Source organism: Microbispora catharanthi (genome assembly GCF_006334915.2).
GTDB classification, from domain to species: Bacteria; Actinomycetota; Actinomycetes; order Streptosporangiales; family Streptosporangiaceae; genus Microbispora; species Microbispora catharanthi.
This window is the reverse complement of the sequence record NZ_VDMA02000008.1, coordinates 141,428-160,773: the sequence shown is the minus strand read 5'-3', so window position 1 is coordinate 160,773 and position 19,346 is coordinate 141,428. Positions and strand designations below refer to the sequence as shown.

Sequence of the window (19,346 nt, the reverse complement as noted above, 5' to 3'; positions counted from 1 at the left end):
AGGAGCGAGTGCTATGGGTTCGGTGCGCGTAGCCATCGTCGGTGTGGGCAACTGCGCCTCATCGCTGGTGCAGGGCGTCCACTACTACAAGGACGCGGATCCGGGCACCCGTGTGCCGGGCCTCATGCACGTGCGGTTCGGCGACTACCACGTCGGTGACGTGGAGTTCGTCGCGGCATTCGACGTGGACGCCAAGAAGGTCGGCCGCGACCTGTCGGAGGCCATCGTCGCCTCGGAGAACAACACGATCAAGATCTGCGACGTGCCGCCGCTCGGCGTCACCGTGCAGCGCGGCCCGACCTTCGACGGGCTGGGCACGTACTACCGCGAGATCATCGAGGAGTCGGACGAGCAGCCGGTCGACGTCGTCCAGGCGCTGAAGGACGCCCGGGTCGACGTCCTGGTGTCCTACCTCCCGGTGGGCTCGGAGGAGGCCGACCGCTTCTACGCGCAGTGCGCGATCGACGCCAAGGTGGCCTTCGTCAACGCGCTGCCGGTCTTCATCGCCTCCGACCCCGAGTGGGCCGCGAAGTTCACCGAGGCCGGCGTCCCGATCGTGGGCGACGACATCAAGTCGCAGGTCGGCGCCACGATCACGCACCGGGTGCTGGCCAAGCTGTTCGAGGACCGCGGGGTCGAGCTGCTGCGCACCTACCAGCTCAACTTCGGCGGCAACATGGACTTCATGAACATGCTGGAGCGCACCCGCCTCCAGTCCAAGAAGATCTCCAAGACCCAGTCGGTCACGTCGCAGATCCCGCACGAGATGGCCAAGGCCGACGTCCACATCGGCCCGTCCGACCACGTGCCGTGGCTGGACGACCGCAAGTGGGCCTACGTCCGCCTCGAGGGCAGGTCGTTCGGCGACACCCCGCTCAACCTGGAGTACAAGCTCGAGGTCTGGGACTCGCCCAACTCGGCCGGCATCATCATCGACGCGGTCCGCGCGGCCAAGATCGCTCTCGACCGGGGCATCGGCGGCCCGCTGCTGTCGCCCTCGTCCTACTTCATGAAGTCGCCGCCGGAGCAGTACTCCGACGACGACGCCCGCGAGGCCGTCGCGAAGTTCATCCGCGGCGAGGTCGAGCGCTGACGTCCGCCGTCCACCGCGTGTCCCGCCCCGGTTCCGCTCGATCGGACCGGGGCGGTCCCATGTCCCGGCCCGGTATACCTCAGTGGTTCGAGGCGAGCGGGCGCGCGGCCGGCGGCAGGGCGGCGGCGTCGGCCACCGGCCAGGCCAGCGGGTCCGGCCCGAGCGCGACGAGCTGGGGCACCTGCTTCCGGGCCCAGGGCGAGATGTCCAGCTCCCCGCTCATCACCTCGGCGGCGAAGGACGTCCAGGGCTCCCACCGGACCTCGCCCACCTCCTCGGCGTTGGGCGCGGCCTCTTCGGTCACCACGGCCCGGTAGACCGGGCACAGCTCGTTCTCCACCGTGCCGTTGTCCATCACGGCCCGGTAGGAGAAGCCCGGCAGGATCAGGTCGACGGACTCGACGGCCAGGCCCAGCTCGAACCCGAGGCGGCGGATCACCGCCGACGACAGCGACTCGCCCGGCAGCGGGTGCCCGCAGCAGCTGTTGGTCCACGCGTCGGGCCAGGTCAGCTTCGAGCCCGCGCGCCGCGACAGCAGCACACGCCCCCGGTGGTCGAAGACGTAGCTGGAGAACGCCAGATGCAGTGGCGTGTCGGCGCCGTGGACGGTGGACTTGGGAGCGGTGCCGATCGAGTTGCCCTCGCCGTCGAGCAGCACGACATGTTCCTGTGAAGTCACTCTGCGAGAGTACGTGATCACCTTGACGCGAGGGAGACGTAGGGGGCTTTATCAGGGTTGATCCTGATGCTCGCACGTGATCGCCCGCGTAGGCTGTCGCCGTGTCCTACGTCTCCGATCTGCGAGTGGTCCTGCGGGGCCGAAACTTCCGGCGGCTTTTCGCCACGCGGCTCGTCTCGCAGTTCTCGGACGGGATCTTCCAGCTCGCCGTCGGCGGCTACGCGTTCTTCAGCCCGGAACGGCAGGCCAGCGCGACCGCCATCGCGGCGGGCCTCGCGGTGCTGCTCCTGCCCTACAGCGTCCTCGGCCCCTTCGTCGGGGTGTTCATCGACCGCTGGTCGAGGCGGCAGATCCTCGTCATCGCGCCGGTCGTGCGAGGGGTGCTGCTGGTGCTGGCCGCCTGCCTCGTCGCGGCGGGGGCCTCCGACGCCGTCTTCTACGCGGCGGCGCTCGGCGTCCTCGCGGTCAACCGCTTCTTCCTGTCGGCCCTCAGCGCGGCGCTGCCGCACGTCGTGCCGTCCGAGCACCTCATGATGGCCAACGCGGTCACGCCCACTTCGGGCACGGTGATGACGTTCGTCGGGGCGGGCGCCGGCGTCGTGCTCCGCATGGTCGCCGGATCGGACGACAAGGGCGTGGCCGTGCTGCTGGTCTGCTCCGGCCTCGTCTTCGGCCTGAGCGCGCTGATCGCGCGGACGATGGAGCGCTCCCTGCTCGGCCCCGCGTACGACCCGGACCGCCCGCAGGCCCGCGAGGCCGTACGGCACGTGCTCGCCGGGCTGGCGGACGGCGCGCGGCACATCGCGCACCGGCGTTCGGCCTCGGCGGCCCTCGGCGGCATCGCGACGCACCGCCTGATGTTCGGCATCTCGACGGCGGCCGTGGTGATGCTCTACCGCTACCACTTCACCACCGACGCCGACGACGCGCTGAAGGGCATCGCGCTCGTGCTGGGCGCCGTCGGCGTGGGGAGCTTCGCCGCGGTGGTGGTCACCCCGTGGGCCACCGAGCGGATCCGCATCGAGGTCTGGGTCCCGATGATGCTCGTGACCTGCGGAGTCCTGGAGTTCGCGCTGTGCGCGACGTTCCAGGAGTGGGCGTTCTTCGCCGCCGGGCTGGTGATCGGCGTCGCGGGACAGAGCGTGAAGATCTGCGCGGACACCGTCGTGCAGCGCGACGTCGAGGACGCCTATCTCGGCCGCGCCTTCTCCGTGTACGACATGCTCTTCAACGGCATGACGGTCCTCGGCGCGGTGCTGGCGGCGGCGCTGCTGCCGGCCGACGGCAAGTCCTATCTCGCGCTCGCCGTGATCGGCGTCGGCTACCTGCTCGGCGCGGTGGTCTACCGGCTGATCCTGCCCTCCGCCGTACGCAGGCCGCCGGTCCCCGCCGCCGACTGACGTCCGCCGGCTGACTCAGAGCGCCGCCGTGGCGGCGACCATGGCACCGGTGATGCGGGCGACGTCCTCGGGCGTGCAGGCGTACGGCGGCATCGTGTAGATCAGGCGGCCGAAGGGCCGCAGCCACACGCCATGCTCCATCACGATGTCCTGAATTTTCGCGACATCGACGGGCTGGTCGGTCTCGATCACTCCGATCGCACCCAGCACCCGTACGTCCCGTACGCCGGGGGCGCCCGCGGCCGGGGCGAGGCCGTCGAACAGGGCGGCCTCGATGCGCGCGACCTCCTCCCGCCAGGGCCGCTCGGCGAGCAGGTCGAGCGAGGCGCCGGCCACGGCGCAGGCGAGCGGGTTGCCCATGTAGGTCGGGCCGTGCATCAGCACGCCGATGCGGTCTGCCACCCGCGCGGTGCACAGCGTGGCGGCCAGCGTCATGTAACCGCCGGTGAGCGCCTTGCCCACGCACATGATGTCCGGCCTGATCCCGGCGTGGTCGCAGCCGAACATCTCCCCCGTACGGCCGAAGCCGGTGGCGATCTCGTCGGCGATCAGCAGGACGCCGTGCTCGTCGGCCAGGTCGCGCAGCCGCCGCAGGTAGGCCGGGTGGGAGAACCGCATGCCGCCGGCGCCCTGCACGACGGGCTCCACGATGATCGCGGCGAGCCGGTCCGCGTGGGCCTCGACGGCCGCGGTCAGCTCCGCCAGATACGCCTCGTCGGGACCGGCCTGCGTCATCGAGACCGGAGCCGGGACCGGGCGGCGGCCGTAGTCGTGCGGCGGCATCGGCGCGAAGACGTGCCGCGGGAGCATCCCGGTGAACAGGTGGTGCATGCCGTTGACCGGGTCGCAGACCGACATCGCGGCGAACGTGTCGCCGTGGTAGCCGCCCCGCACGGTCAGCAGGGTCGAGCGCCCGCTGTACTGGACCGCCATCTTGATCGCGACCTCGACCGCCACCGAGCCCGAGTCGGCGAGGAAGACGCGGTCGAGCCCGGTCATCCCGGCCAGCCGGTGCGCGAGCCGTACGGCGGGCTCGTGGGTCAGGCCGCCGAACATGACGTGCGCCATGTCGTCGATCTGGTCGCGCGCGGCCTGGTTGAGCCGCGGGTGGTTGTGGCCGTGGATGGCCGCCCACCAGGAGGCCATGCCGTCGATCAGCTCACGGCCGTCGCCGAGCGTGATCCGCACACCGCCCGCCCGGCGGACGACGTGCACGGGCACCCCCGACGGCACGGCCGTGTACGGGTGCCAGACGTGCTCCCGATCGAGCCGGAGAACCTCCCCGGCGTCCACCTACGCCAGGATCCCGTTGTCGTGAGCCCAGGCGAGCAGGGCCTGCCGCGCGGCGTCCTTGCCGATCATGCCCTGGTCCATGCGGATCTCCAGCATGTGCTTGTAGGCCCTGCCGACGACCGGTCCCGGCGGCACGCCGAGGATCTCCTGGATCTCGTTGCCGTCCAGCTCGGGCCGGATCTTGGCCAGCTCCTCCTCGTCGGCCAGCCGGGCGATGCGCTCCTCCAGCTGGTCGTAGGTGCGCGACAGGGCCTGCGCCTTGCGCTTGTTGCGGGTGGTGCAGTCGGCCCTGGTCAGCTTGTGCAGGCGTTCGAGGAGGTGTCCCCCGTCGCGGACGTAGCGGCGCACGGCGCTGTCGGTCCACTCCCCCGTCCCGTAGCCGTGGAAGCGCAGATGCAGCTCCACGAGCTTGGACACGTCCGACACCACGTCCTTGGGAAACTTGAGCTCGGTGAGCCGCTTCTTGGCCATCTGCGCCCCGACGACCTCGTGGTGGTGGAACGACACCCGGCCGCCGGGCTCGTTGCGCCGCGTCTTCGGCTTGCCGATGTCGTGCAGCAGGGCCGCCCACCGCAGCACCCGGTCGGGGCCGGCCGTCTCCAGCCCGATGGCCTGCTCGAGCACGATCAGCGTGTGCTCGTAGACGTCCTTGTGCCGGTGGTGCTCGTCGATCTCCAGCCGCAGCTTGGGCAGCTCGGGCAGGACGTGGGCGGCGAGCCCGGTCTCCACCAGCAGCGCCAGCCCGGCCCTCGGGTGCGCGCCGAGGATCAGCTTGTCGAGCTCTTCGCGGATGCGCTCGGCCGAGACGATCTCGATGCGGCCGGACATCGCGGTCATGGCCTCGACGACCTCGGGGGCCACGGTGAACCCGAGCTGGCCCGCGAACCTGGCCGCCCGCAACATCCGCAGCGGGTCGTCGTCGAACGACTGCTCGGGCCTGCCCGGCGTCCGCAGCGTCTTGGCGGCGAGGTCCGGCAGCCCGCCGTACGGGTCGACGAACTCGTGGCCGGGCAGGCGGACGGCCATGGCGTTGACCGCGAAGTCGCGCCGGGCGAGGTCGCCGTCGAGCGAGTCGCCGTACATCACCTCGGGCTTGCGCGAGGCGGGGTCGTACGACTCGCTGCGGTAGGTGGTGATCTCCAGCAGCCAGCCGCCCTTGCGCACGCCGACCGTGCCGAAGTCGATCCCGATCGTCCAGACGGCGTCCGCCCAGTCCTTGACGATCTCCAGTACCCGCTCGGGGCGGGCGTCCGTGGTCAGGTCGATGTCCTTGCTCGCGCGGCCGAGGAGGACGTCGCGGACGGAACCGCCGACCAGGGCCAGCTCGTGCCCCCGGGCCGAGAACAGCTCACCGAGCTCGTCGGCGACAGGGGCGATCCGGCGGAACAGTTCGTTCACGGCGCGCTGCTGGCTGTCGCTCAGATTTGAAACGGACAAGGCTGGGTAGGTCCTTCGGTCACGGAACAGAAACTCTCCCCCGATGGCCCAGGTGGTCGGGTGTCACCCAGGGGAGACACACCTAGCGATCACCAGGCCACGGACGGTTCGGGGGCGCTGGACGACGCAAGGAGCACACGAGATGAAAGACGCTCTCGCGATTCACCGCTGGCTCCTCGCCCACCAGATCCACCATGAGATCGTACGTCTTCCGCGCCCGTTGACATGCTCGGACGAGCTTCCCGAGGTGCTGGGGGTCACTCCCGAGACGTGCCTGTGCGTGTCGCTGTTCGAGGTGTCGGCGCGCGGGCGGACACACGAGGTGGCCGTGGTGAGCGCGGTGAACTCCTGTCCCGGGCCGGCGGCGGTGGGCGCCGTCCTGCGCGCCCACAGGGTAACCCCCGCGTCCGCCTTCACCGTGAACTCCGCGACCGATTACGCGCACGGCCTGGTCTGCCCGCTGCTGCTGCCCGACGATCTGACCGTCCTGGTGGACCAGCGCCTGATGGAGCGCATCGATCCCGACGAGGTCGTCCACACCGCGACCGGCGAGCGCCGCACCGCGTTGCGAGTGCGTGCCATCCACCTGTTCGACCTGGTGGCGGCCAAGCCCGTCGATCTGACCACCACCCACAGAAGGGGTCTCGCGAGCCTCGTGAGTCCTATGCGGACCGCGTAGCCAATAGCATTCTGGACGTGCGCCGTACCTCACCGCCGGCCGGCACATGATCCGTAAGGCCGCGCTGCTGACATTGCTGACCGCCCTGCTCGCCTCCCCCGCGGGCATGGCCGGTACGGCTGCCGCAGCGCCTCCTCCGGGTCGTGTCGCGGCCGCGGCTCCGGCAGATCCGCTCCTCGTCAGCGAGATCACGCCGGAGGTCGTGCGCGTCGCCACCGCCCCCATCACGGTCTCGGGGACCGTCTCCGGCACGGCGGGGTCATCCGTCCGGGTCGCCGTCCGTTACTCCCGGGACAGGCCGTTCGCCTCCCGCGCCGAGATGGCGGCCTACCTGTCGGAGCAGGGGTACGCCACCACCAACTGGAACACCAGGGTCCAGGCCACGGCGCTCGACCAGTCGGGAAAGCTCCCCTTCCGGTTCACCGTGACCCCCGGGGAGCTGGGCATGCCCCGGCCCGGGGTCTATCCCTTCGAGATCGAGGTGACCGACGCCGCGACCGGGCAGCGGCTCGGGATCGAGCGGACCTTCCTGACGTACGCCCCCAAGGGCGAGCAGATCCCCAAGGTCAAGCTGGCCGTGGCCCTGCCGATCGTGGACCGGCCCCACCGCGCCGACGACGCGACGTTCATGGACGACGACCTGTCCGCCTCGCTCACCTCCGGTCGCCTGGCGTCGCTGCTCCAGACGGCGCAGGACACCGGCGACGGGGTGACCTGGTTCGTGGACCCCGCCCTGCTGGACGACGTCCGCGTCCTGTCCTCCGGCACCAGGAGCGTGCGCGGCACGCGCAAGAACGCCGACCCGGCCGCGGGCCAGTGGCTGAACGGCCTGCGCAGCGCGCTGACGGACAAGACCGTCGTCGCCACGGCGTACGCCGACCCGGACGTGGCCGCGCTGGTCCACCACGGCCTCGACAAGCAGGCCGCGGCGTCCATCCAGCGCGGGGCGACGCTCGCGACCGAACTGCTCGGCCGGGAGATCCACGGCACCACCGCCTGGCCGGCCGGCGGAAAGCTCGACCGCGACGCGGTGGACGAACTGGCGATGTCGGGCGTGACGTCCGTGCTGCTGTCGGGAGACGCGCTGCCGCCGCGGGCCGCGGCGCAGAACACAGGACAGGACGCGACGCAGAACGGACAGGTCGTTCCCCCGTCCGCGCAGACCACTCCCGACGCGGCGGCCAGGCTCGACACCGTCGCGGACAACCCGCTCACCGCGCTGCTGGCCGACCCCACGCTCAGCGAGGTCCTCGGCGGGAACGTGTCCGGCCCCGGCGCCGCGATGCTCGCGCGGCAGCGGTTCCTCGCCGAGACCGCGATGATCGCCTTCGAGCAGCAGACCCAGCAGAACGGCCAGTTCGGACAGACGGGCCAGACCGGGCAGGGCACGACGGCGAAGAGGGCCTCGCGCACGGTGATCGCGGCCCCCGAGTCGCACCTGTGGACCCCCGACCCGGCGTTCGTCTCCAGCCTCCTGCAGGCCGCCTCCAGCGCCCCCTGGCTGCGCATGACCTCGCTCGACTCGATCAAGCACGGCAGGGCCGGGGTGCCGCGCGCCGACATCACGTACTCCGAGCACGACCGCCAGGCCGAACTGAGCCGCTCCTACCTCGCGACCGTACGCAAGCTGGAGCGCAAGGCCGACGCCGTGGCCACCGTCACCGAGGAGCACACGGACGTCTTCCACACGGCCATACTCCGGCTTGCCTCCGCCTCCTGGCGGAGCGACGGCAAGCGGGCGCTGTCCTTCGCCGGGCAGGTGCGGAAGGCGATCGACGAGCGCATCGACGACGTGTCCGTGCTCGACACCCCGCGCGCGGTCGCGGGAAGCAACGGCCAGGTCCCGGTCAGCGTGGCCAACAACCTGGACAAGGACATCGAGATCAAGATCCGGGTCACCTCGGGCAACAAGGCCCGGCTGGCCATCGACTGGGACACGGGCGTCTACACGACCCCCACCACCAAGATCCTCGCGGGCCGCAGCCAGCTCGTGAACGTGCCGGTGATCGTACGCAACGAGGGCGGCGACGCGAGCATCGTGGTGCAGCTGCTGACCGACGGTGATGAGAAGTACGGCAGTGCGGTCCGCGTCGTGGTGCGCGCGACGGGCTACACCGGGATCGCCCTCGTCATCGTGGGGGCGGCCGTTGTCATCATGCTGGCCGCCGTGGTGATGCGCATCCTGCGCCGCAGGTCGCGCAAGGCGTTCCCGTTCGAGGGGCCGAACGACGGGGAGGGCCCGCCCGGCGACCGGCAGGGAGCCGTCCCGGCCGAGCGCACCCAGTCGCCGTAGTCTGGGTCGCCGTAATCTGGACCACCCTGAAGTCTGGGACCACTGGAGGAAGGCGGCCACCCGATTCCGGCCGCCGTGAACCGAAGGACAACCATGAGCAGGATGCTGCGGGCCAGCGCGATCATGGCGGCCGGGACGATGGTCTCGCGGCTCACCGGCTTCGTCCGCACGGCGATGCTCGCCGCGGCCATCGGCACCGTCGCCCTCGGCGACGCCTACAACGCGGCCTACCAGATCCCCTACATCCTGCTCGACCTGCTGCTCCAGGGCGTCCTCAGCGCCGTGGTCGTGCCGGTGATCGTGCGGGCGCAGAAGCGGGACCCCGACGGAGGCCAGGCGTTCGAGCAGCGGCTGATGACGCTGGCCGTGGTGGTCCTGACGGCCGTCGCGGTGATCGGCGTGCTGCTGGCCCGGCCGATCATGGAGCTCTACACCGCCTCGAACTGGTCCGACGACAAGGTGGCGGTGGCCACCACACTGGCCAGGTTCCTGCTCCCGCAGATCGCGTTCTTCGGGATCGGATCGCTGGCCGGGGCGATCCTCAACACGCGGGACAGGTTCGCCGCACCCATGTGGGCGCCGGTGCTCAACAACATCGTGGTCATGGGAGTCCTGGCCGCCTACTACGCCGTCGGGACGTCCGACATCGCCAAGGTGAGCGAGCGCGACCTCATGCTGCTCGGGCTCGGCACCACCGCCGGCATCGTGGCCCAGGCGCTGGTCCTGATCGTCGCGCTGCACCGGGTCGGGTTCCGGTTCCGCCCGCGGTTCGGAGTGCGCAACACCGGACTCGGGGAGGCGGCCAGGACCGCCGTGTGGACGTTCGCCTTCGTCGGCATCAACCAGATCGGGTTCTGGGTCACCACCAAGCTCGCCACCGGCGCGGGCGACCGGGCGCCGGGTGCCGGCAACAGCGCGTGGGCGTACGCGTTCCAGCTCTTCCAGCTCCCGTACGGGATCATCGCGGTGTCGGTGATCACGGCGATGCTGCCCAGGATGAGCAGACTCGTCGCGGACGGGGACTTCGCCACGGCCCGCGGGGAGTTCTCCTCCGGGGTGCGGCTGGTCTCCTCCGTCATCGTCCCGGCGGGGCTGCTGCTGATGGTGCTCGGCCCGGCGGTCACCACGCTGATCTTCTCGTGGGGCCACATGACGACGGCCAACGCGATCTACATCGGCCATGTCCTGCAGGTGTTCGGCGTCGCACTCGTACCGTTCTCGATCTTCCAGCTCCTGCTGCGGATCTTCTACAGCTTCGGCGACACCCGCACCCCCGCGATCATGGCCGCGGTGAACGTGGTCATCAACGCGTCGCTCAGCCTGGTCGCCTACTTCACGCTCCCCGACCGGTACATCGTCATCGGACTGGCGTTCGCCTACCTGATCACGTACGTCGCGCTGACCGGGGTCGCGTGGGTGCTGGCGAGCCGTAAGATCGGCGGGCTCGGCGGCCGGGAGATCACCGCCGGCCTGGGCCGGATGTACGCGGCGGCGATCCCCGCCGCCGCGCTGGCGCTGGCGGTCCTGTGGCTGGCCAGGGAGGTCACCTCGATCACCCCGGTCACCTCGGCCGTGGTGCTCGTGGTGGGCGGCGGCGCCGGGCTGCTGTTGTACATGCTGGCCGCGCACCGGCTGCGGGTGCCCGAGGTCCGTTCCATCATTGGACTTGTCGCAAGCCGGGTAGGACGGTAAGAGTCCTCAAGAACAACCGGCAACTGGAAGGTAACCCGAAAGTCCGATTCGGACGTCTTCGATCGGGAAGGCGGGCACAAGCGGCACGGCACTAGCATGGTGCGCCAGGGAGTGTTGAGACACACCCAGGGAACGTCCCGCAGAACTTGCCCTACCGATGGATTTCGGCCGGGCGGGCGACCGCGAGGCGGAGGAGGACCTGCGGCGGCGGCGCCGCGCGGGCCTGTTCCGGCCCCGCGGATGCTCGTCTCCGGGGTCTCGCCGACCCGGCGGTGCTCCGCTCGGCGACCACGGCAGGCAGGAGGTCTTAGGGGCGGGATCTGGAGTTTCGGACCGGCGAGCGGAAGCGGGAAGGCGTGGGCGGAACCACCCGGCATCGGCTGATGCATGCCGACGGGCCGCGGAGCGGGGCGGCCGCATGAGCATGTCCACGGTCGAACCGGGGACCCGGCTGGCGGATCGGTTCCGCCTGGAGGACAGGGTCCACGAATCCGGCGGCGCGACCCTGTGGAAGGCTCTGGACGAGATCCTCGCCCGCCCGGTCGCGGTCCACACGTTCGCGCCCGACTTTCCCCGGGTCGAGGAGGTGGTCACCGCCGCCCGCCTGGCGAGCCGCCTGACCGACCCCCGCCTCACCCAGGTCTTCGACGCGGCCGACGAGGACGGCACGGCGTACGTCGTAAGCGAGTGGGTCAGCGGAGACTCGCTCCTCGACCTGCTGGAGAGCGGGCCCGTCGAGCCCGAGCGGGGCGCGGCCCTGGTCGCCGAGGCCGCCGAGGCCCTGGCGCACGCGCACGCGGCCGGGCTCACCCACCTGCACCTGACCCCCGGCCGCCTGGTCTGGACGAGCGGCGGCACGGTCAAGCTCCTCGGCCTCGCCGTCGACGCCGCGATCCTCGACCTGAGCAGCGAGGAGCCCGCCCGGGAGGACGCCGAGGGGCTGGGCCGCCTGCTCTACGCGGCGCTGACCGGCCACTGGCCCGGCGACTCCGACTGCGGGCTGCCCGCCGCGCCCCTGGACGACGGCAAGATCTGCACGCCCCGGCAGGTCACCGCCGGAGTCCCCGGCTACCTGGACGCCATCACCTGCCGCGCGCTGCTGCAGGAGTCGCGGCGGGGGCAGCCGCCGCTGGCCACCCCGGCCGACGTGGCCGAGGCGCTCGCCGAGGTGCCCCGCCCCGCGCCGGCGCCGGTCACCACCGCGCCGCCCGCGCTGAACCTGCGCAGCGAGGCGCCGGACGGATTCGGCATGTCCACCATGCCGCCCCGCATGCCGTCTCATCTGGCGCACCAGATGACGATGGTCCCTCCTCCTCCGCCGCCGCGCCCGCAGACCGGCGCCGCGAGCAAGGTCCTGCTGACCGTCATCGTCCTGCTCGTGATGGCGGCCGTCGGCGTGGGCGCCTGGACCGTGGGCAAGAACCTCGGCAACACCCCGAGGGGCGTGGCCCAGTCGGATTCCGCTGCGTCTCCCTCTCCCTCCCGCAAGCCGGTCACCGTCAAGCCGGTGAGCGCGACCGGGTTCGATCCCCTCGGTACCGACCGCGCGGAGAAGCCGGAGATCGCCCCGCTCGCCATCGACGGCAAGCCGTCCACCGACTGGCACACCGACAGCTACAGCACCGCCGACCTGGGACGGCTCAAGGACGGCGTCGGGCTCCTCCTCGACATGGGCAAGCCGGTCCCCGTCGCCGACGTGGTCGTTTCCCTGGGCAACGCTGGCGGCACGACCGTGCAGCTCAAGGTGGGCGACGCGGCGGAGCTGTCCTCGCTCAAGACGGTGGCGGAAAAGAAGGGCGCGTCGGGTTCGGTGACGCTCACCCCGGAAAAGGCCACTACAGGTCAGTACGTTTTGATCTGGTTCACCAGGCTTCCCCCCTACAACGGGCAGTATCGTGGCACTATCTACGACGTAACGGTGCATTCCCCCGGATCGGCATAGCAGGGACTTGTGAATTCCCCACCAGACAATCCCCCGACGGCTGAGCACGCGCGACGCGCGATGTCCGATGCCGATCTGCTGGCCCGCCACCTCGGCGGCGACCCTCACGCGTTCAGCGAGATCGTCAGGAGGCACCGCGACCGGATGTGGGCGGTCGCCCTGCGTACGCTCGGCGATCCCGACGAGGCCGCCGACGCGGTCCAGGACGCGTTCGTCTCGGCGTACCGGAAGGCGGGCAGCTTCCGCGGCGAGGCGGCGGTCACGACGTGGCTCCACCGCATCGTGGTGAACGCCTGCCTCGACCGCATGCGCCGCAAATCGGTGCGCCCGGTGGCCGACGACGAGCTCATCGAGGCCGTGGAGCGTGAGGTCCCGGCCACCGACCAGGCGGGCGAGCGCGAGGTCTCCCTGGAGGTCACGGCGGCGCTCAAGCTGCTGCCGCCCGACCAGAGGGCGGCCCTCGTGCTGGTCGACATGATGGGGTACGCGGTGGACGACGCGGCGGCGGTGCTGGGCGTCCCGCCGGGCACCGTGAAGAGCCGCTGCGCACGAGGCCGCGCCAAACTTGCCCCGATTCTTTCGCATCTGCGGAACCGATCTGACCTCACTCGCGTCTCATCCGGGAAGGGAGCAGAACTTCGTGACGGGTGACACGCACTACGACCTGGAGGTTCTCGCCGAGCTGGCGGAGGGTCTCCTAGACGACACGACGGCCCGGCGGGTCCGCGAGCATCTCGCGGTCTGCGACCCCTGCGGGGAGAGCCTCGCCGACCTGGCCGCGGTTCGCGAGGTCCTGGCGGCGATGCCGGTGCCGGCGATGCCTCTGGGCGTCGCCAGGCGCATCGACCAGGCGCTGGCCGCCGAGGCTCCGGACTGGGACCGCGTCCTACGGGACGCCCCATGGGACAGCGCTCCACAGGAGATCGCCCCGTGGGACGACGCTCCATGGGACAGCGTTCCGTGGGAGACGGTTGAGCCTTCGGTCGCGACCCCGGTGGGAACCACCGCGGAAACCGCTGTGGAGACGCACGCGGAGCCGGAGCGCGAGCCGGCGCCGGTGGCCGCGACTGCGGCTCCGCTGGGCGTCGTCGCCGACGACGGGACGATCGTGCCGGCCAGGCGCCGATCCGGAACGCGTACGGCGGGCCGTAAGGCGTCCAGGCGGCGCACGTGGGCGCTGCCGGCCGCGGTCGCCGCGGCGGCGGCCGTCGTGATCGGGAGCGGCGGTGTCGCCACCGGCCTGCTCTCGTTCGGCGACTCGCCGTCCCAGCAGGTGGTGAGCCAAGGCGATCCCGGCCAGAGCCCGGCCAAGGTCCAGACGCGGACCTACTCGACGTACGCCAGCGGCTACAACTACACCAGCCGGGAGCTGCGCGGGCCGCTGCTGGGGTACTTCGGCGTGGCGCCCGGCTCGGGCACCAACGACGACGAGGATCTCGACACCTGCGTCAAGCGGTTCTCGAACCAGCTCGACCGCACGCCGATCGGCGTCGACAAGGCCCTCTACAACGGCAACGAGGCCACGATCATGGCGTTCTGGGAGGACAAGAGCAGCAACGCCGTCCGGGTGGTCGTGGTGGACTCGGAGTGCCACAAGCTGCGGCCCGAGGTTCTGGCCTCCTGGAAGTGACCACGCGGCGCGAGCCGTACCATCAGCAGTGACGAAGCCCCCCGCGACCTCCGGGGGGCTTCGCCGTATCGCGGGACCGGTACGGGAATGACCGGGGCCTAGGATCTGTTGACGGCACTGCACATCAACCGGGAGCGAAGAAGGCGGGTCCGTTGAGCGACGTTCGTAACGTGATCATCATCGGGTCGGGGCCGGCCGGCTACACGGCCGCCGTCTACACCGCGCGCGCGGACCTCAAGCCGCTCGTCTTCGAGGGGTCGGTCACCGCCGGCGGGGCGTTGATGAACACGACCGATGTGGAGAACTTCCCCGGGTTCCCCGACGGCATCATGGGCCCGGACCTCATGGACAACTTCCGCAAGCAGGCCGAGCGGTTCGGCGCCGAACTGGTGGCCGACGACGTGGTCGAGGTCGACCTCGAGGCGAACCCGAAGGTCGTCAAGACCTACACCGACACCTACTACGCCAAGGCCGTGATCCTGGCCACCGGGTCGCGCTACCGCGAGCTCGGGCTGGAGAACGAGAAGCGGCTGTCGGGGCGGGGCGTGTCGTGGTGCGCCACCTGTGACGGGTTCTTCTTCCGCGACCAGGACATCGTGGTGGTCGGCGGCGGCGACACGGCGATGGAGGAGGCGATCTTCCTGACCCGGTTCGCGAAGACGGTGACGGTGATCCACCGCCGCGACTCGCTGCGCGCCAGCAAGATCATGCAGGACCGGGCGTTCGCGAACGAGAAGATCCGCTTCGTCTGGGACAGCGAGATCGCCGACGTGCTCGGCGAGGAGCGGATCTCCGGCGTGCGGGTGCGCAACGTCAAGACCGGCGAGGAGTCCGACCTGCCGGTGGGCGGCCTGTTCATCGCGATCGGGCACGAGCCGCGCACCGACCTGCTCAAGGGCCAGGTCGACCTGGACGACCAGGGGTACATCGAGGTCGATGCGCCGTCGACGCGGACGAACATCGACGGGGTGTTCGCGGCCGGGGACGTCGTCGACCACACCTATCGTCAGGCGATCACGGCCGCCGGGACCGGATGTGCGGCGGCGCTGGACGCCGAGCGCTGGCTGACGCTGAACGCCTGAGTCCCGACATCGGGAATGCGGGGACTGTCCCCGCGGTTGTCTGCACCGCCACACCACTCATGCAAGGGGAGAGATACCGTGGGCGCGATCAAGAGCGTGACGGACGCGAGCTTCGAGGCCGAGGTCCTCAAGAGCGACAAGCCGGTTCTGGTCGACTTCTGGGCCGAGTGGTGCGGTCCGTGCCGTCAGGTCGGGCCGATCCTCGAGGAGATCGCCGCCGAGAACGCCGACAAGCTGACCATCGTCAAGCTGAACATCGACGAGAACCCGGTCACTCCGCGGGACTACGGTGTGCTCCAGATTCCGACGATGAACGTCTACAAGGGTGGCGAGGTCGTCAAGCAGATCATCGGCGCCAAGCCGAAGGCCATGCTGCTGCGCGAGCTCGACGGCGTCATCTGACGCGGTTTTCCGCCGGCACCATCCGAAGAGCCCCCCGTGCGTGCGGCGCGGGGGGCTCCCGCGTTCTCCGGTGCCGTGTGGGACGGCTGGAAGCCCCCTCAGACGGGCCGCAGGGCCCGCTCGGGGGACATCGACCCCAGCAGGCGCTCCAGCGCCACCTCGACGTCCTCACGCCACGACACGGCCGTCTTGAGCTCCAGCCGGAGCCGGGGGAAGCGCAGATGCGGGCGCACGGTCTTGAACCCGACCGACAGCAGATAGTCGGCGGGCAGCACGCAGCCGCCCGGCTGCTCCCACTTCAGGTCGCCGAACGCCTCGATCGCCCGTACGCCGCGGCGGGTCAGGTCCTTGGCGACGCCCTGCACGAGCATCCGGCCCAGCCCTCCGCCGGTGAACTCCGGCACGATGTGCGCGGTCATCAGCAGCACGGCGTCCGAGCTGACCGGGGAGGTCGGGAACGCCACCGAGCGCGGGACGTACAACGGCGGGGCGTAGAGCACGAACCCGGCCGCCACGCCGTCGACGTAGGCGATCTTCCCGCAGCTCCCCCATTCGAGGAGGGTCGCGGAGATCCACGCCTCCTTCTCCAGGGCCGGGTCGCCCGCCTCCACGGCGCGCTCGCCGCTGACGGGGTCAAGCTCCCAGAACACGCACCGCCGGCACCGCCGCGGCAGGTCATCGAGATTGTCGAGGGTGACATTGACCAGCCGACGCGACACGTGATGCCCCAATCCCCGTCAGGAGTCCTGCCAGAAAAGCGCGCGAATACGGCGTCTCCAGCTCGCATCGTAACTCAGCGGAAGGGCGGGAGCGGGAGCGCCACAACGACCGCCGGCGACCATTAAAGGGGTTGGCCGGACCGAAACCAGTGGTGCGGGAATGCAAGAAAAGGGGCCCTTGATGGTCAATACCCTGTTGTGATCGGAGTGGCGCGTTACCGTACTCTGGATTTCTCGGCTACGTGATCGGAGGTGGACCGTGGCACAAGAGCTAGATCACGGTCGGACGCACGCGACCCATGGGTCGCGAATTGACGCCTACGTCGACAGGTACGCCGCCCGCGCTGCCGGGATGGTCGCCTCCGAGATCCGAGCTCTCTTCGCCGTCGCGTCGAGGCCCGAGGTGGTCTCGCTCGCCGGCGGCATGCCGTACGTCAACGCGCTCCCCCTCGACCTCGTCAGCGAGCTCGTCGCCGACCTGGTCACCTCGCGCGGCTCCGTCGCCCTGCAGTACGGCTCCGGGCAGGGCGACCCCGCCCTGCGCGAGCAGATCTGCGAGGTCATGCGCATGGAGGGCATCGAGGCGAACGCCGACGACGTGGTCGTCACGGTGGGCTCGCAGCAGGCGCTCGACCTGATCACCCGGATCTTCATCGACCCCGGCGACGTCGTGCTCGCCGAGGGACCCTCGTACGTCGGGGCGCTCGGAACGTTCAGCGCCTACCAGGCCAAGGTCGTGCACGTCGCAATGGACGACCAGGGCCTCATCCCCGAGGCGCTCGCGCAGACCATCTACGCGCTCCAGGCGGCCGGCAACCGGATCAAGTTCCTCTACACGATCCCCAACTTCCAGAACCCCGCCGGCGTGACGATGAACGAGGTGCGCCGCCGCCAGGTGCTGGAGATCTGCCGCCGCGCCGGCGTCCTCGTGGTGGAGGACAACCCGTACGGCCTGCTCGGGTTCGACGGGGAACCGATGCGGGCCCTGCGGGCCGACGACTCCGAGGGCGTCGTCTACCTCGGCTCGTTCTCCAAGACCCTCGCCCCCGGCTTCCGCGTCGGCTGGGCCCTCGCTCCACATGCCGTACGCGACAAGCTGGTCCTGGCGATGGAGTCGGCGGTGCTGTCGCACTCGTCCTTCACCCAGCTCGCCGTCGGCCAGTACCTCGCCACCCAGCCGTGGCGCGAGCAGATCAAGTCGTTCCGTGAGCTGTACCGCGAGCGGCGTGACGCGCTCCTGGGCGCGCTCGATGTGCTCATGCCGCCCGGCTGCACGTGGACCCGCCCCGCAGGCGGGTTCTTCGTCTGGATGACCCTTCCCGAGGGGCTCAACTCCAAGGCGATCCTCCCCCGTGCGGTCGCCGAGCGGGTCGCGTTCGTGCCGGGCACCGGCTTCTACTCCGACGGCGGCGGCGCGCGGAACATGCGTCTGTCGTTCTGCTACCCGGAGCCGGACCGCATCAAGGAGGGCGTGCGCCGCCTGGCCGGTGTGATCGAGCAGGAGCTCAGGCTGCGGGACACGTTCGGCACGGGATCCACGCCGGGGCGCGCCGGCGTCGACACTCCCGGCCCGGATCTCGCCTAGACACGGTACGGCCGCTGCCCCAGCGACGGAGGAGCCGCCCATGGCACCGCTCATGGGCGGCTCCGGCACAAGTACGACCTTGTCTGAGACACGACGCGGCGGCGCGGCGGCGCGGGCGGGGCACTAGCCTGTTCAGGCTGGCCGTACTGACTTCTCGAGGCGAGAAAGGCCCTCTTCGTGAGCGAGCGAACGATGACCCAAGGATCGCCCCCTGCGCGTCCGTGGAGGGGGACGCGACCCGGGCCAGGCGAGACAGATCACCACTGGACCGCAGCCGGCGCCGTGGTGGAGCACATCGGCGGTGAGGCGCCATGAGCGATCTGGGCCACGTGCTCATCCTCGCGGGAGGGCTCTCCTACGAGCGTGAGGTCTCCATCCGCTCGGGACGCCGCGTCGCGGAGGTGCTGCGGGCGGCCGGTGTGGACGTGGAGACGCGCGACGCCGACGCCACCCTCGTGCCCGCCGTGCTGGCGGACCCGCCGGACGCGGTCTTCGTCACCCTGCACGGCGGCGCCGGAGAGGACGGCGCCATCCGCTCGGTGCTTGAACTTCTCGACGTGCCCTACGTCGGGGCGACGCCGGACGCCTGCCGGGTCGCCTTCGACAAGCCCACGGCGAAGGCGGTCGTCCGCTCCTGGGGACTGAACACGCCCGACTCGGTGGCGCTGCCCAAGGAGACGTTCCACGATCTCGGTGCCACGGCCGTGCTCGCCCGCATCATCGATCGGCTCGGCCTGCCGCTCTTCGTCAAGCCCTCACGCGGCGGCTCCGCGCTGGGCGCCTCCATGGTGCGCACAGCGGAGGAGTTGCCCGCCGCGATGGTCGGTTGCTTCGCCTACGGCGACACCGCGCTCATCGAGCGGTACGTCCAGGGCGTCGAGGTCGCGGTCTCCGTGGTGGATCTCGGCGACGGGCCGGTCGCCCTGCCACCGGTGGAGATCGTGCCCGACCGAGGCGTGTACGACTACGCGGCCCGCTACACGGCCGGGCAGACGGAGTTCTTCGCACCGGCCCGGCTCTCCCCGGAGGCCACCGAGGCGTGTGCGGGCATGGCGGTCGCCGCCCACACCGCGCTCGGCCTGCGAGACATCTCCCGTACCGACCTCATCGTCGACGCCGACGGCAAGCCGTACTTCCTCGAAGTGAACGTGGCACCCGGCATGACGGAGACCTCTCTGCTGCCCATGGCGGCGGAGGCGGCAGGCCGCGATCTCGGCACGCTGTGCAAGGGACTCCTGGAGCTCGCCGCAATCCGAGGCTGATCCCACCCCGGTTTCACGTGAAACAGCCGCTCCAAGCTCGCCTGGAGGGGCTGTTTCACGCCCCGAGACCGATGCTTCCAGGGGTTCCGGGGGCCGAGCGGGGTGTCACGAACCTTAGCCGGTACGGTCACTGCGCCGGAAGGAACCTCCGGTCCTCG

Annotated in this window: 16 protein-coding genes; 12 read left to right on the top strand and 4 right to left on the bottom strand. The window is 70.6% G+C overall.

The genetic code is table 11. The features are described 5' to 3' along the window. Positions 1-13 precede the first annotated feature (13 nt). Complete coding sequence (locus tag FH610_RS17260; RefSeq protein WP_139575481.1) at positions 14-1,093, top strand: inositol-3-phosphate synthase; 1,080 nt, start codon at positions 14-16, stop codon at positions 1,091-1,093. A gap of 79 nt (positions 1,094-1,172) precedes the next feature. Here FH610_RS17260 and idi read toward each other — a convergent pair whose 3' ends face one another. Continuing rightward, complete coding sequence (gene idi / locus FH610_RS17255; RefSeq protein ID WP_139575480.1) at positions 1,173-1,772, bottom strand: isopentenyl-diphosphate Delta-isomerase; 600 nt, start codon at positions 1,770-1,772, stop codon at positions 1,173-1,175. A gap of 101 nt (positions 1,773-1,873) precedes the next feature. Here idi and FH610_RS17250 point away from each other — a divergent pair, with 101 nt between their 5' ends. Continuing rightward, a complete protein-coding gene (locus FH610_RS17250) occupies positions 1,874-3,172 on the top strand; it encodes an MFS transporter (RefSeq protein WP_139575479.1) in 1,299 nt (432 codons plus the stop codon). A 15-nt stretch (positions 3,173-3,187) separates the two neighbouring features. On the opposite strand, the gene FH610_RS17245 is transcribed toward FH610_RS17250, so the two are convergent. After that, positions 3,188-4,465 carry an adenosylmethionine--8-amino-7-oxononanoate transaminase gene (locus FH610_RS17245; RefSeq protein ID WP_139575478.1) on the bottom strand — a complete coding sequence of 426 codons (1,278 nt, stop codon included), beginning with the start codon at positions 4,463-4,465 and terminating at the stop codon, positions 3,188-3,190. Continuing rightward, on the bottom strand, positions 4,466-5,902 hold the full coding sequence (locus FH610_RS17240) for a CCA tRNA nucleotidyltransferase (protein ID WP_139575477.1): 1,437 nt from the start codon (positions 5,900-5,902) through the stop codon (positions 4,466-4,468). Positions 5,903-6,044: 142 nt separating this feature from the next. Between FH610_RS17240 and FH610_RS17235 the strand changes: the two genes are divergently transcribed. The 8 genes from FH610_RS17235 to trxA all read left to right on the top strand — a co-directional run bounded on the left by FH610_RS17235 (position 6,045) and on the right by trxA (position 15,622). Next, positions 6,045-6,581: an aminoacyl-tRNA deacylase gene (locus tag FH610_RS17235; protein WP_139575476.1), complete on the top strand. Its 537-nt coding sequence runs from the start codon at positions 6,045-6,047 to the stop codon at positions 6,579-6,581. Positions 6,582-6,627: 46 nt separating this feature from the next. Continuing rightward, entirely contained in the window at positions 6,628-8,874 is a 2,247-nt protein-coding gene (locus tag FH610_RS17230) for a hypothetical protein (RefSeq protein WP_139575475.1), read from the top strand. 93 nt (positions 8,875-8,967) lie between these two features. After that, positions 8,968-10,566, top strand: coding sequence for a murein biosynthesis integral membrane protein MurJ (murJ, locus tag FH610_RS17225; RefSeq protein WP_139575474.1), 1,599 nt, complete (start codon positions 8,968-8,970; stop codon positions 10,564-10,566). A gap of 418 nt (positions 10,567-10,984) precedes the next feature. Next, on the top strand, positions 10,985-12,508 hold the full coding sequence (locus FH610_RS17215) for a protein kinase family protein (protein WP_139575472.1): 1,524 nt from the start codon (positions 10,985-10,987) through the stop codon (positions 12,506-12,508). Positions 12,509-12,568: 60 nt separating this feature from the next. Then, positions 12,569-13,159 (top strand): RNA polymerase sigma factor SigM, encoded by a 591-nt coding sequence (gene sigM, locus FH610_RS17210; protein WP_139575471.1) that lies wholly within the window; start codon positions 12,569-12,571, stop codon positions 13,157-13,159. Continuing rightward, positions 13,149-14,138, top strand: a complete 990-nt coding sequence (locus FH610_RS17205; RefSeq protein ID WP_161628022.1) for an anti-sigma factor family protein — start codon at positions 13,149-13,151, stop codon at positions 14,136-14,138. Before sigM ends, FH610_RS17205 begins: the two co-directional genes overlap by 11 nt. 152 nt (positions 14,139-14,290) lie before the next feature. Next, entirely contained in the window at positions 14,291-15,220 is a 930-nt protein-coding gene (gene trxB, locus FH610_RS17200) for a thioredoxin-disulfide reductase (protein WP_139575469.1), read from the top strand. Positions 15,221-15,298: 78 nt separating this feature from the next. After that, positions 15,299-15,622 carry a thioredoxin gene (gene trxA / locus FH610_RS17195; protein WP_030508599.1) on the top strand — a complete coding sequence of 108 codons (324 nt, stop codon included), beginning with the start codon at positions 15,299-15,301 and terminating at the stop codon, positions 15,620-15,622. Positions 15,623-15,720: 98 nt separating this feature from the next. Here trxA and FH610_RS17190 read toward each other — a convergent pair whose 3' ends face one another. Next, positions 15,721-16,272 (bottom strand): GNAT family N-acetyltransferase, encoded by a 552-nt coding sequence (locus tag FH610_RS17190; RefSeq protein WP_240809021.1) that lies wholly within the window; start codon positions 16,270-16,272, stop codon positions 15,721-15,723. 421 nt (positions 16,273-16,693) lie between these two features. Between FH610_RS17190 and FH610_RS17185 the strand changes: the two genes are divergently transcribed. Both FH610_RS17185 and FH610_RS17180 read left to right on the top strand, forming a co-directional pair. Further along, positions 16,694-17,926 carry an aminotransferase-like domain-containing protein gene (locus tag FH610_RS17185; protein WP_139575701.1) on the top strand — a complete coding sequence of 411 codons (1,233 nt, stop codon included), beginning with the start codon at positions 16,694-16,696 and terminating at the stop codon, positions 17,924-17,926. 311 nt (positions 17,927-18,237) lie between these two features. Next, positions 18,238-19,188, top strand: coding sequence for a D-alanine--D-alanine ligase family protein (locus tag FH610_RS17180; RefSeq protein WP_139575467.1), 951 nt, complete (start codon positions 18,238-18,240; stop codon positions 19,186-19,188). Positions 19,189-19,346: the final 158 nt, after the last annotated feature.

Bases quoted from the DNA above. Each gene is read 5' to 3' on its own strand.
- FH610_RS17215 (WP_139575472.1), top strand. From the start codon at position 10,985: ATGAGCATGTCCACGGTCGAACCGGGGACCCGGCTGGCGGATCGGTTC.
- FH610_RS17260 (WP_139575481.1), top strand. From the start codon at position 14: ATGGGTTCGGTGCGCGTAGCCATCGTCGGTGTGGGCAACTGCGCCTCA.
- sigM (WP_139575471.1), top strand. From the start codon at position 12,569: ATGTCCGATGCCGATCTGCTGGCCCGCCACCTCGGCGGCGACCCTCAC.
- FH610_RS17230 (WP_139575475.1), top strand. From the start codon at position 6,628: ATGATCCGTAAGGCCGCGCTGCTGACATTGCTGACCGCCCTGCTCGCC.
- murJ (WP_139575474.1), top strand. From the start codon at position 8,968: ATGAGCAGGATGCTGCGGGCCAGCGCGATCATGGCGGCCGGGACGATG.
- FH610_RS17180 (WP_139575467.1), top strand. From the start codon at position 18,238: ATGAGCGATCTGGGCCACGTGCTCATCCTCGCGGGAGGGCTCTCCTAC.
- FH610_RS17185 (WP_139575701.1), top strand. From the start codon at position 16,694: ATGGTCGCCTCCGAGATCCGAGCTCTCTTCGCCGTCGCGTCGAGGCCC.
- FH610_RS17235 (WP_139575476.1), top strand. From the start codon at position 6,045: ATGAAAGACGCTCTCGCGATTCACCGCTGGCTCCTCGCCCACCAGATC.